Genomic DNA, 14,931 nt, shown 5'->3' on the forward strand with positions numbered 1-14,931 from the left:
AAAAGGATTGACACCATCGCAACTTTACAAGGAATTAAATTACGTCAACCATTCGCGAGAAAAACGCCTTTACTATGCCAATTTAGTAATCTCGCAACCTGAGCTTATTTCAGAATTATTAGCAGTCTTATTTAACGTTAATGATAAAATATCTTGTCGTGCTGCTTGGGTTTTTGAGTTTATGTGTGGTGAAAAACTAGAAGCTATAATCCCATATCTAGACGAGTTTACTGAAAACATGCATAAAGTGCATTTAGATTCGGCTGTAAGACCTGTTGCTAAAATATGCGAATACCTCATCACAGCATATTATTCAAAATCTGAAAATGCAATTCAAACGGCTTTAAACGCAAGACATAAAGAAAAAATCGTTGAAGCCTGTTTTGACTGGATGATAAATGACGAAAAAATTGCGCCCAAAGCTTATGCAATGAATACTTTGTTTTTATTGGGCAATGAGATTGACTGGATTCATCCTGAACTGAAATTAATATTAGAAAGAGATTACCAGATACAAAGTTCAGGCTTTAAGGCTAGAGCGAGACATATCTTGAAGAAAATAAAAATATAATACAATTCAGAATGATGTGAAGGATAGCTTAAAACCACATAAGACTCTTCAATTCTTCAGAATGACAAAGCAAAAAGAAAAAGAAAAAGAAAAAGAAATGAAAAAGGATAACAAACGAGTGATTTATTGGCTACTAACTGGATGTATCTTGATATTTATTATGGTCATTGTAGGTGGCATCACCAGATTAACACATTCTGGTTTATCAATTTCAAATTATAAGTTAATATCAGGAACCATTCCTCCTATGAATGAGGTGGAATGGCAAGAGGCCTTCGACTTGTATAAGCAATATCCAGAATACCAAAAGCTCAACACCCATTTTGACCTTGAAGATTTTAAAGATATTTACTTTTGGGAATGGATTCATCGCGTGATTGGAAGATTTATTGGTGTAGTATTTCTACTTCCGTTTATATATTTTTTGGTAACAAAACAACTCTCAAAATCTACCATTAAAAAATCTATTGTTCTGCTGTGTCTTGGGAGTTTTCAAGGATTCCTCGGATGGTATATGGTCAAAAGTGGATTGGTTGACAATCCAGATGTGAGTCACTACCGACTGGCAATGCATTTAACTACAGCCTTCATAACTTTTGCTTATACGTTTTGGGTGGCTTTAGATTTGATATTCCCTAATAATAAAGACATCGATAAAAGTGTACGAAATATCATAAGATTTGGTTTAGCGATTTTAATTCTTCAAATTATATATGGTGCTTTCGTTGCTGGATTAGATGCTGGATTTATACATAATCACTGGCCAATGATGAGTGAAGGAAAATTTATGCATGAAACAGTCTATATAGAACAAAACCCCTTGTATAAAAATTTTATAGAAGGCAAAAGTGGTGTTCAATTTGTACATCGAACTTTAGCTTATATTGTGGTTGCCATTATTCTATTGATATGGTATAGAGCAAAACGATTGATATTGACCACAAACCAATTTCATGGCATCAATGCGTTATTAATTATGGTAGGTATTCAGTTTTTATTAGGTGTACTTACAATTATATACGCTGTACCAGTTTGGCTTGGCGTGGTTCATCAAGTTGGTGCGTTTTTGTTACTAACTGCAATGACATTTACTTTGCATCGTTTCAGTAAATAATTTACTTTTGCAATATGATATACAGATTTAGAATTATACTAGATAATGATACCGAAGAAGATGTGTTTCGAGATATAGAAATTCAAGAAACAGACTCTCTCGAAGACTTACATAATGCTATCACGCAGTCTTTTGGCTTTGATGGCTTAGAAATGGCGTCATTTTATATCAGTAATGATGAATGGGATCAAGGTGAAGAAATTTCAATGTTTGATGTGAGCGAAGGCAACTCGTCTGTTCGGCTAATGAGTGAAACCGCTTTAAACGATGTGGTTCATGAAGCACAAACCAAATTGATTTACGTTTACGATTTCCTGAGCATGTGGACTTTCTTGGTTGAACTTGCAGAAATTGTTGAAGAAGCTGAAGGTGCAGATTACCCTAACCTGATGTTTGTTCATGGTCAAATTCCAGATTCTGCTCCAGAAAAGAACTTCGAAGCTGAAGATTTTGATGATTATAATGACGAATTTGATGACGATTTAGATATTGGCGATTACGACAATTTAGATTTTGACGAAAACTGGAATTAGAAATTCTGGTGATACGATAATAATTAAGACGACATTGTAACAAAACTTTCACAGTGTCGTCTTACTTTTATAATCAACCTTTACTGAATGCTTTTCAGTTAAAAATCAATCAAATTTGGAATCTATACTAACCATTAATAATCTTACCAAAAAATTTGGCTACCTCACTGCAGTCAAAGATTTATCATTCACTATTAACAAAGGCAATGTCTATGGTATTTTAGGACCTAACGGAAGTGGAAAATCTACAACACTAGGTATCGTCTTAAATGTCGTTAACAAAACACAAGGTGATTTTCATTGGTTTGATGGCAATACGAGTACTCATGATGCCTTAAAAAAAGTAGGTGCGATTATTGAGCGACCAAACTTTTATCCTTACATGACAGCAGAACAAAATTTAAAACTGGTTTGCAGAATTAAAGATGTCAATCAGAGTAAAATTGCTGAAAAATTAGAGATTGTTGGATTATTAGATAGAAAAGATCATAAGTTCAAAACCTATTCTTTAGGTATGAAGCAACGTCTGGCAATTGCTTCAGCATTGTTGAACGATCCTGAAATTCTAATTCTTGATGAGCCTACAAATGGTCTCGATCCTCAAGGAATTCATCAGATTAGAGCTATCATAAAACAAATTGCAAGTCAAGGTACCACCATCCTGTTAGCCTCTCACCTATTAGATGAAGTCGAAAAAGTATGTTCGCATGTCGTGGTGTTACGAAAAGGAGAAAAATTATATTCTGGTCGTGTTGATGAAATGATTTCCAGTCATGGCTTTTTTGAATTGAAGGCTGAAAAACACGAAGAATTGATACAGATTCTAGAACAGGATACTTCTTTCGGAAACGTTAAAGTTGAAGGGCAGCTCATCACTGCTTTTTTAAACCAGCCTATGGATGCTCCATCTTTTAACAAATTGATGTTTGAAAAAGGCATTGTATTATCACATCTGGTAAAACGTAAAGAAAGTTTGGAAGAACAATTTTTACAGCTAACAGACCATAAATAACTAATCATCAATTAATTAATCAATCAATCATTATTTACTGAATGTAATCAGTATAAAACCAAGCCACCATGCTAAGACTTTTACAATTAGAACTACAGAAACTTTTACTCAACAGAGCGAGTAAGGTTTTGATTTTTATATCATTTGTACTGCCATTTTTTGTCATCATATTATCATCATTACGTATTGATTTTTTTGGATTTTTTACGCTTGAATTAGGACATTACGGCCTCTTTAACTTTCCAATTGTATGGCATATCACAACCTTTTTTGCATCACAGTTTAAATTTTTCTTTGCTATCGTGGTCGTTAGTATGATTGGTAATGAATATAGCAACAAGACCATTAAACAAAATCTTATTGACGGTCTTAGTAAAAAAGAATTCATTCTTTCTAAATTTTATACTATCGTTTTCTTTTCTGCTATAGCTACATTTTTGATATTTATCATTTGCCTGTGTATTGGTTTGTATTATTCAAGCATCAATGAACCAAGCTTAATCTTTAGGGAAACAGAGTTCTTATTGGCATATTTCGTTAAACTTGTAGGCTTTTTTAGTTTGTGTTTATTTCTTGGCATGTTGGTCAAACGTTCAGCATTTGCACTGGCATTTTTATTTGTACTTTACATCTTAGAGTGGATTATTTTTGGTTTGCTTACTTGGCAGACAAACATAGATATTGCAGAGAAAATTCAGAATTTTTTCCCGTTGAAATCCATGTACAAACTTATAGATCAGCCGTTTCAAAGGATTGCTATTTCAAAAGCACCTAACGGACAAGAATTTATGTATGACTTTGCCGTACATTGGTATGAAATTGCCATAGTTTTGGGTTGGACTGCACTTTTTATCTTTTTATCCTATAGATTATTAAAGAAGAGAGATTTGTAATATCTTTAGCAATCGAGTATGTTTTATGTATTCAAGTCTTATCTGCTTAAAAGTTTCGTGTAAAATTGAGGAGTTTTAGTGATTAACTTGTTCTATACATAGAACTGCCGTATAATTGCTATTACGAAAATGAAAAAGAATCCCTATCTATTCTTAACAATACTGCTATGCAGTATGTTTACTTACGCCCAACAAGAAGCATCCTATTGGTATTTTGGTCAAAACGCAGGCTTACGTTTTAATGCTGGAGCAGGAACAGTTACAGCTGTAACCGATGGTCAAATCAACACACTAGAAGGTTGCACATCCATTTCTGATACTACTGGAAATCTTTTATTTTATACAGATGGTCAAACTGTCTGGAACCAAAATCATCAAATCATGCAAAATGGTGATTATTTTGGAGGCACAGGGCTTTTAGGCGATCCTTCAAGTACCTCTTCCGGGCTCATAGTTCCAAAACCACAAGATCAAACCCAGTTTTACATTTTTACAGTTGATGAACCTCATCATGACAACGCGAGCGTGTATCCAAATCAGTTTACCGGGAATTATGACAGTGGAGGAAGCGTACCAATTCAAGATGATGGCTTTAATAATGGCTTAAATTATTCACTGGTAGATATGACGCTGAATGGAGGTTTAGGTGATGTGGTTACTACTGAGAAGAATATTCCATTAGTAACTTACAACCCTTCTGATTTAGACGAAATCTCCTATAAGTGCTCAGAAAAGATTACAGCAGTAAAAGCTGATGATTGCTCCTCATTTTGGGTGATTACACATTTTGTTGATCGGTTTTATGCGTTTAAAGTAGATATAAATGGTGTTGATACTAATCCTGTGATTTCCACTGTAGGTCCAACTGTTCCGGTTCAAGGCTACCGCAGAAATTCTTTGGGATACATTAAAGCATCTCCTGATGGCTCTAAAATTGCTGTCGCTCATTTTGGATTTGCAAATACAACAGCTGCCAATGCGGCTGGAGGTGTTTATTTATTTGACTTTGATAATGATACAGGTATTGTCTCCAACTCTTTAGAACTTTATGGTCCTGTAAATAATGATAGTCCGTATGGTGTTGAATTTTCTGCTGAAAACAAAAAAGTATATGCTTCTATAAATGATGGTCCTAATGGAAATGGCGCTAGTCGTATTTTACAATGGGATTTAGAAGCTGCCGATATTCCTGCCTCACAGGCGGTTGTTCATTCATCATCATCATTTAATGCTGGTGCCTTGCAATTAGGTATTGACAGACGAATTTATAGGGTTCAATTTGATTTTTCAGGAGGTGCACAAAATGGTCGTTTTATTGGAGCTATACTTAATCCCGAAGCCGATGGTGCAGCTGCTGGTTATGATGAAACTGCGGTTTTATTAGATATAAACAATAATTCTCAAAATACTGGTCGTATTGGCTTACCGCCTTTCATACAGTCTTTATTTAATTCTCGAATTGATATTATTCAAAACGGCATTAGCACTACAGAATTAAAACTCTGTGTAGGTGACAGTTATACGCTTCTAGCTGAAGATATCTCTGGCGCCGATTATTCATGGACTAAAGACGGATTGCCTTTAGCTGAAACATCGTTTCAATTATTTGTGGATTCTCCAGGGTTTTACGAGGTATTTATAGAACAAAATAATGGAGAATGTCCTATTGAAGGCGAAGCGGTTGTTGGTATTTTTGATATTCCTATAGCAACTCAGCCAGACAATATTATTGCTTGTAGTGAATTTCCTTCGGCACCTTTTGATTTAACCATACAAGATGCTCAAATACTGGATACTCAAAATCCTGATGATTATACTGTACGTTATTTCAGGACTCAGGAAGATGCCGATCTTAACGAAAATGAAATAACTGGAATCTTTAATAGTACCGCAAATCCTCAAACCATCTATGCCAGAGTAGAGAATAATGAAAACCCAAATTGTTTTGCTACAACAACTTTTGAGTTAATTGTTTTTATTACGCCTGTTGTAGCGTCATTAGAAGATCTTAGCATTTGTGATACCGATTTTAACACCAATAGTATGGATGGTTTTGTAACAATAGCGCTATCCGATTTGAATGCTGATATTTTAATTGATCAAAGTGCAACGGCCAATACTATTACCTATCATCCAACTCAACAAGATGCCGATGCTAATACCAATGCACTTCCAAATTCTTATACCAATACAACAGCATATACTGAAGAAATTTTTGTTCGTATTGAAAATAATTCAAATACAGATTGTTATTCAACAGATTCCTTCATTCTCACAGTAAATGATGCTCCAGAAGCTATAAACACGACTATTTTTCAATGTGATGAAGATGGTATTCCGGAAGGATTTACAACTTATGATTTGAATCAGGTCTTTAATGACATTACGAATAACGCTTCAGACAGATCGATAAATTTTTACGTGTCGCTTTCAGATTTAGAAAACAATGAAGACGAGCTAAATCCTGATGCTTTTGAAAATTATTTGAATCCGCAAATCCTATATGCATTAGTCACTAATACAATAACTGGTTGTACTAATATTGCGGAAATCACACTCGAAACAAGCTCTACAGCTTCCAATGACACCTTTTTAGAAACCTGTGACGACGATGGTATTGAAGATGGTTTTTCAAATTTCAATCTTACAGATGCTGAAAGTGATATTCTATTTGGATTGCCAGCTGGTCTGGATATTACCTATTATGAAACTTATGATGATGCGCTTATTGAAGATAATCCGATAAGCACAAATTTCATCAATACCATTCCTTATAATCAAACAGTTTATGCACGCGTTGAAAATGCAAATGCTTGTTTTGGTATAAGCGCAATTGACTTAACAGTATTTGAATTACCTAATATTGAAACTGAAGACGAATTATTGTATTGCCTGAATGACTTTCCGCAGACCATAACCTTAACCAGTGGCTTAATTGATGACATCCCAAATAACTATTATTACGAATGGTCAACAGGTGAAGATATGTTTGAAATTGAAGTCAATGAACCTGGCACTTATACTGTTCGAGTAACCAATACTGATGGTTGTTTTAAAGATAGAACCATAACGGTTATACCTGCAGATATTGCTACAATAACAGATATTCAAATTACAGATGCGACGTCAAACAATACTATAACTGTTTTTGTAACTGGTGAAGGCATTTATGATTATGCATTAGATAATATTATGGGACCTTATCAGGAAAGCAATGTATTTACAAATGTCGATTTTGGGTTCCATACAGTGTATGTTCGAGACATTGAAAACGATTGTGGCATTATTGAAGAAGAAGTTTCGGTAATTGGTTTTCCTAAATTTTTCACACCTGATGGAGATCGTTACAATCAGTTTTGGCAGGTTAAAGGACTTTCAGAACAGTTTCAGCATAATACCCAAATATTAATCTTTGATCGTTACGGAAAACTGCTTACTGAATTAGATCCATTAGGTCCAGGTTGGGATGGCACCTATAATGGTGCTGATATGCCATCTAGTGATTACTGGTTTTTTGTAACCCTTCAAGATGGTCGCGTTTTTAAAAGCCATTTTACTCTGAAACGTTAAAAATTATTTTATGTAAATTCACATATCAAAACAATTGATAATGAGGTTAAGCAAATTTGCAATAGTAGTTTTCGTATTAGCTTTTTCATTGTCTTCATTTGCTCAAAATATTGAATTGTTTCAGCAGTTTAATGGCAGATATGATTACACAGCTATTGGAAACACACTAAATATTGTAGAAAATCAAGCATTTACTCCTTGTGATATCCTTACCTCATCATCTTCAAACCTATCTTTAAATTCCAACCAAAACGTTGTTGCTGCCTATATCTATTGGGCAGGACCTGGAACTGGTGACTTTGACATTGAAGTTAATGGAATACCAGTCACTGCAGACAGAACATTTAATCATACTCTAGATGAATTACGAGTGTTTTTTGCTGCATTTGCTGACATTACTTCCATAATACAAAATCAAGGCAATACAACTTATACAGTTTCGGAAATTGATCTTTCTGACGTCATGGCTTTTCCCTATTGTGTAGTCAGTGGTAGTGGAACAAACTTTGGCGGCTGGGCAATTACAGTCATTTATGAAGATTTCAATTTACCATTAAATCAGTTGAATGTATACGACGGGTTACAAGGTGTTCCAGAGACCTTAACCATTGTCTTAGACAACTTGAATGTTCTTGATAACGAAGGTGCTAAAATTGGATTTGTTGCTTGGGAAGGAGATTCTGGATTAGCAGTGAATGAGCAGCTTAGCATTAATGGAAATGTCATTGGAAATCCACCATTAAATCCAATTAATAATGCCTTTAATGGCACCAACAGTTTTACTGGATCTTCCGATTTATTTAATATGGATATTGATGTGTATGACATTCAAAATAATATAAACATTGGAGATACTTCAGCAACGATCACACTTACTTCTGGTCAAGACTTTGTTATGATTAATAATGTTATTACAGTACTCAATAGTCAGCTCCCAGATGCTACAATACTAGTCAATGATTACGACATATTTTGTGGAGACAGAACTATAGATTTAGAATTCACTGTTTTTAATACCAATAGTACAGATTTTTTACCAGCTAATACATCAGTCGCATTTTATGCCGATAATACTTTGGTTGGTTTGACTGCAACCCAAAACGACGTTCCAATAAATGACTTTGAAAATGGAACCGTTTCGTTATTTATTCCTGAAAGCATTGGTGATTCCTTTACTTTAACTTTAGTCGTTGATGACGATGGATTTGGAAATAGTGCTATTACTGAAATTATTGAAACGAATAATAGTTTTGAAATTAATCTCGATTTACTAATAATTCCTCCCATAGAGACATTACCACAAACCTTGTCCTGTGACAAAGCTTTTAATTCGGCAACATTCGATCTGGTTGATATCTTAAATTCTAATAATATCAACATGAGTAATAATGTGAGGTTTTTTGAAACACTTGCCGATTTAGAAATGAATAGCAATGAAATTCTAATTCCTGAAAATTATTCGAATACAAGCAACCCTCAAACCATTTATGCCAGAATTGAAAATCCTCCTTGTTATAATGTATATGCTTTTGATATTTTAGTTGAAAATTGTCCACCACATATACCTGACGGATTTTCTCCTAATGGAGATCATACAAACGACTGGTTTAATATTCAAGGACTCTATAATATATTTGAAAGGCATGAATTAAAGATCTATAATAGGTATGGAACACTTATTTTTGAAGGGAATAATGATAACCCTTGGTATGGCTTAATTAATAGAGGTTTAAATAATCATGGTAAACTTGTTCCTGTTGGCACCTATTTTTATATCATTAACTTTAATGATCCCAACTACCAATCTGAAGTTGGTTGGGTGTATGTAAACTACTAAAGTGTTAAAATTTGACGCTATTCATCGTATATATTTGTCATTTAGCTTCTTATATTCTAATTTCATAAGGAATTTATTCATCAAGTAATCTTTTCCCTCAGTATTGTTTTACTTAGTTATGATTTCTAAACTACTCGTTATGAAAAGATATCTTTTACTTTCCGGTTGTTGTTATTCCAAACTCATTTACAATAGCGATGTAAATCCGCATTACAAATAATATAGCATTATTAACGACTTAAGCCCCAATCCTACTCCAACTAAAATTCTACTCCATGATCTATGTTATGATTTACTTATTCATTTTTAAGCCCAAAGAGCGTAAATTATTAATCAAAAAAGCTTCAGAAATTCTCTCTATGAAAAAAGCGAAATGTTAATGTTTTGTGTATTTCGTCGTAAATATTTGCATTTCATCTAATACAGTTTTATATTTCGCCCATTGAAATAAACAAATTAGCCCAAAGTCCCAAACCTCATGGCTAGACACCATGAACTTAACCGCTTAATAATGAATATTTTAAAACAATCCCTCGCAGTCTTTATCTGCTTATTTATTGGCCTTATGGCTTATGGACAGCAGATAAGTATCAACAATTCATTTACCGAACAACAACTTATCGAAAACAATTTGGTTCAAGGTTGTGTTGAAACCTCAAACATCAGCTCGCAGGTTAATGGTTCTATTAATGGATTCAACAGTTTTGCTTACTTTGAAAAGGCTGGATCAAATTTCCCTTTCCAAAATGGAATCATGCTCTCCACCGGAAATCCGCTATCTGGAGGTAATACTCAGAATAATAACATATTAAATGAAGGACAATCAAACTGGACAACAGATTCTGATTTAGAATCTGCATTAGGAATTTCTGGAACTTTAAATGCAACATCCATCGAATTTGACTTTATTTCAGTTTCAAACCAAATTCAATTTAATTACATCTTAGCTTCGGAAGAATACTTCGGTAACTTCCCTTGTGAGTATTCTGATGGCTTTGCTTTTCTTATAAAGGAAGCAGGAACAAGTGATCCTTACACAAATATTGCTATCATACCTGGTACTACAACACCAGTAAATACAAATACAATTCATGATGAAATTGTTGGGTTTTGTGCCGCTTCAAATGAAGAATATTTTGAAGGATATAATTTAGGTGATACAAACTATAATGGTCGTACAGCTGTTATGACAGCAACGGCTTCTATTCTACCAAATGTACAATACCATATCAAGATTGTTATTGCAGATCAAACGGACAAAAACTATGATTCTGCAGTATTTATTGAAGGAAATAGCTTTAGTGCTAATGTCGATCTTGGAAATGATATTCAAACCTGTGCGAGTGATGTTACTTTAGATGGTAATATTGATAATCCTTTAGCCACTTATTCTTGGTATTTTAATAATGTATTAATTCCAGGAGAAAATTTACCAACATTAAACGTTACTCAATCTGGAGATTATACCGTTTCGATTGAAATCCCATTAACCAACTCTACGTGTGTTATTGAAGATACTGTAAACGTTTTACTAAGTTCTACACAATCTGCTGATGCTATTTCAGATTTTGAACTTTGTGACGATGCAAGTGGCAATGGCATTGAATTATTTGATTTATCAACTAAAGACTCTGAAGCCTTAGCTTCAGTTCCATCTTCAAGTTATACACTTAGTTACCATTATACACAAAATGATGCACTGAATGGTGTGAATGCTATAACATCACCAATTCAAAATACAACGAATCCTCAGACCATATTTGTAAAAATTGAAGACACTGTAAATGGTTGTCTGGCCTTTCAAAGTTTTGATTTAATTGTAAACCCATTACCTAATGTTATAGATCCAACTCCTTTAATAGTTTGTGACGATTCAACGTCTGATGGTGTTACCACTATTGATTTATCTCAAAAAGACGAAGAAATTACTGGAGGAAACTTCGATTTAATAGTCACCTATCACTTAACTCAAACTGATGCTGAAAATGGAACCAATATTATTCCGTTACCTTATGTAAATACAAATATCACTGAAACGTTATTTGTAAATGTCACTAATGCCAATACTGGTTGTTCAAGTACGACAACATTAGATATTGAAGTTTTAGATAATCCTTCTATTAATACAGAACCACAATACCTTGATGCTTGTGATGCCGATCATGACGGATTTGCAACTTTTGACCTAACTTCTGTTATTGCTGATGTTTTGCAAGGCATAACTGGTGTTAATGTTACTTTTCATTTATCTCAGGAAGATGCCGACTTAGGTGTCAATGCGATTGCCAATGAAACAAATTATCAAAATATCATTAGTTATGAGCAAATCGTATTTATCAGAGTTGAAAATCAAACTACAGGATGTGCAAGTATTACGCCTATTGAACTTCATACCAATTTACTTCTTACAGCAACCAACTTAAGAGATATTAATTTATGTGACGTTGGTAATGACGGCCAAGAAGAATTTGATTTAGTCGCTATAGCTTTAGGAATTATTGGGGATTTGGAAGACCTATTAGAAATCGATATTACGATTGATTTTTACCTCACGGAAGAAGACAGAGACAATCAGGTCAATGCTATAGATCAATCACAACCATTTTTTCCAACTTCTGCGCCACAAACACTTTATTTAGTTTTAACGAGTCCAACATGCCAAGAAGTCGATGAAATTGAGCTCATGATAAATCCTATTGTAGAATTTAATCCTATTGGTTTAGTTTCTGTATGTGATTCAGATCAAGACGGATTTACAGCTATTGATTTAAGTCAGTTTGATGCTCAGGTCTCGAATAATCAACCCGATTTCACAGTGAGCTATTTTCCAACTCTAGAAGATGCAGAATCTAACTCTAACCAACTGCCTACAGTATTTACAAACACATCAAATCCTCAAACCGTTTTTGCTAAGATTAGATATGATCTAACAAGCTGTGCTGATATTAATTCTTTTGAAATCGAAGTGCTTCCAGCTCCTGAAAGCAATTCTCCTACTGATATTATTATTTGTGATGATGATCAGGATGGAATATCGATCATAAATTTAAACGATAAAATTTCAGAAGTTGTAACAGATACCACTAATAAAATCATCACATTTCACTATAGCCAATCTGATGCTGATAATGGTACAAACTTAATAAGTAATACCTCTTCACACTTAGGTGAGACAGACGATATTTTTATTCGAATTGAAAATGCAACTACTGGATGCTATTCAACTGAACGCTTTTTAGTAATTGTCAATACATTACCAGTTATTAATAACATTAACCTATTTAAATTTTGTGAAATTGGAGATGATGGTTTTGGTGAATTTTTATTTTCAACTCAGGACGCAGACATTTTAAATGGTCAAACTGGAAAGGACGTCCTCTATTTTGAAACAGCTCTAGATGCAGAAAACAATACAAATCCAATTGATAAAGACAATATATATGTTAATATCTCCAATCCTCAAACTATTTATGTTAGAGTTGAAAACATTACAGATTCAAATTGCTATGCAACATCTTCGTTTCCAATAGAAGTTGGAACAAATCCTGTATTTAATGAGCCTACTGACATTTTTATTTGTGATGATATCACCAACGACGGAAGTGTTGAGTTTGATTTTAACGTACAAATTGCCGAAATTACACAAGGTATCAGCGATATTGAAGAAGTGAGCTTTCACGCCTCTCAAACAGATGCTGAAACTAATTCAAATCCATTACCATTAAATTTTAGTAATACGGTTAATCCACAACAGATTTATGTGCGCATAAATAACGGAACTATCTGCGAATCGTATACCTCTTTTGTTCTTAATGTTATTGCTGCGCCTGATGTCAACATGCCTCAACCTTTAATTCAGTGTGATACCAATTATGATGGCATTGTTACCTTTGATTTAACACTATCTGAGTTTGACATTCTAGACGTAAGACAAGATAATATTGAAATTTCTTATCATGAAACTCTGGAAGATTCATACTTACAATCCAATGCTATAGCAAATCCTGAAAATTACACGAATTTAACTAACCCACAAACTGTATACGTTCGCGTAACAAATACTATTTCAGATTGCTTTGTTTCAATTCCATTAGAATTAATAGTTAACTTACCTCCTGCTATCAATCCTATTGCGAGTTATGAAATATGCGAAACTACTTCTGGCGTAACAGATTTAATGGAAATCAATTCAACCATTCTAGAGCAAAGTGCCAACGTATTATTAAATTATTACCCTACTTTTCAAGATGCTGAAAATCAATCAAATCCTTTAAATTCTAATTACAGTTATTTAACAACGAGTGATACCATTTTTGCTCGCATAGAATTTTCAACAACACATTGTTATTATATTCATGAGTTTACACTTTTAGTTAATCCTGCTCCAATTGCAAATCAGCCTGCTGACTTGATAACATGTGATGATGATTACGACGGATTTTATACATTTGATCTCAGTCAGCAAAATTCAGTCATACTTGGAGGGCAAAATCCAGCAAATTTTACTGTGAGTTATTACGATGACAACTTATTAGCTGAAGTAGGTGATGATCCGTTACCTTTCCTTTACGATACCTTTGATGGCCAAATAATTTATGTCCGTATAGAAAATAACACAACTGGTTGCTACGCACTTACTCAGTTTACAGGCTTCGTAAACCCAAAGCCTATTGTAGATATCGAAGATCAGGTGATCTGTTTAAACAATGTCCCACTACTTGTAAGTGCAAATACAAATCAGGCTGGAGACACTTATTTATGGTCTACAAACGAGATAACACCAGAAATTGAAATTACCGAAATTGGAACCTATTCTGTAACCGTAACCTCACCTTTTGGTTGCGAAACAACAAGAGTATTTAATGTTAGCGAATCTGAAACTGCAACAATTGAAATCATGGAAACTGTAGATTTTTCAGATCCTAATAATATAACTGTAACCATTAGTGGTATTGGTAATTACATCTATCAATTAGATGATGAAGAACCACAACTCTCAAATGTATTCCAAAACGTAAGTATTGGATATCATACCATCAAAATTATAGACTTAAATGGATGTGCTGAAGTAACTAAAGAAATTGTTGTGATTGATGCACCAAAATTTATGACACCTAATAACGATGGTTATTTTGATACTTGGCATATTACAGGTGTTGAAACTTTACCTGGAACAATTATTTATATCTACGATCGTTACGGAAAATTACTAACGCAATTAACTTCGTCTTCAAATGGTTGGGATGGACGATATAACGGAAATCTTATGCCTGCAAATGACTACTGGTTTTTAGCGAAAGTTAGAAAAGGAAGCATTGCTTTTGAAGTAAAAGGCCATTTCGCATTAAGATATTAATACAGTTAGCACTATCAAATAGTGCATTTTAACCAATAAAATCTC

General features: G+C 33.9%; 8 protein-coding genes. All 8 read left to right on the forward strand.

Annotated features, from left to right (window positions below):
• Positions 1-7: 7 nt before the first annotated feature.
• The 8 genes from TD18_RS05555 to TD18_RS05590 all read left to right on the forward strand — a co-directional run bounded on the left by TD18_RS05555 (position 8) and on the right by TD18_RS05590 (position 14,886).
• Positions 8-571: a hypothetical protein gene (locus tag TD18_RS05555; RefSeq protein WP_040249608.1), complete on the forward strand. Its 564-nt coding sequence runs from the start codon at positions 8-10 to the stop codon at positions 569-571.
• 97 nt (positions 572-668) lie between these two features.
• Entirely contained in the window at positions 669-1,685 is a 1,017-nt protein-coding gene (locus TD18_RS05560) for a COX15/CtaA family protein (RefSeq protein WP_040249811.1), read from the forward strand.
• A 14-nt stretch (positions 1,686-1,699) separates the two neighbouring features.
• Positions 1,700-2,218: an IS1096 element passenger TnpR family protein gene (locus TD18_RS05565; RefSeq protein ID WP_040249611.1), complete on the forward strand. Its 519-nt coding sequence runs from the start codon at positions 1,700-1,702 to the stop codon at positions 2,216-2,218.
• 115 nt (positions 2,219-2,333) lie between these two features.
• A complete protein-coding gene (locus TD18_RS05570; RefSeq protein ID WP_040249615.1) occupies positions 2,334-3,230 on the forward strand; it encodes an ABC transporter ATP-binding protein in 897 nt (298 codons plus the stop codon).
• A gap of 68 nt (positions 3,231-3,298) precedes the next feature.
• The gene (locus TD18_RS05575) at positions 3,299-4,123 is read left to right on the forward strand and encodes an ABC transporter permease (protein WP_040249619.1); all 825 of its coding nucleotides are present in this window, start codon (positions 3,299-3,301) and stop codon (positions 4,121-4,123) included.
• Between the two features lie 174 nt (positions 4,124-4,297).
• Positions 4,298-7,693, forward strand: coding sequence for a T9SS type B sorting domain-containing protein (locus TD18_RS05580; RefSeq protein ID WP_052461053.1), 3,396 nt, complete (start codon positions 4,298-4,300; stop codon positions 7,691-7,693).
• Positions 7,694-7,733: 40 nt separating this feature from the next.
• On the forward strand, positions 7,734-9,530 hold the full coding sequence (locus TD18_RS05585) for a gliding motility-associated C-terminal domain-containing protein (RefSeq protein ID WP_040249625.1): 1,797 nt from the start codon (positions 7,734-7,736) through the stop codon (positions 9,528-9,530).
• A 511-nt stretch (positions 9,531-10,041) separates the two neighbouring features.
• Positions 10,042-14,886, forward strand: a complete 4,845-nt coding sequence (locus tag TD18_RS05590) for a T9SS type B sorting domain-containing protein (RefSeq protein WP_040249628.1) — start codon at positions 10,042-10,044, stop codon at positions 14,884-14,886.
• Positions 14,887-14,931 lie beyond the last annotated feature (45 nt).

The organism is Psychroserpens mesophilus, from assembly GCF_000826645.1.
GTDB classification, from domain to species: Bacteria; Bacteroidota; Bacteroidia; order Flavobacteriales; family Flavobacteriaceae; genus Psychroserpens; species Psychroserpens mesophilus.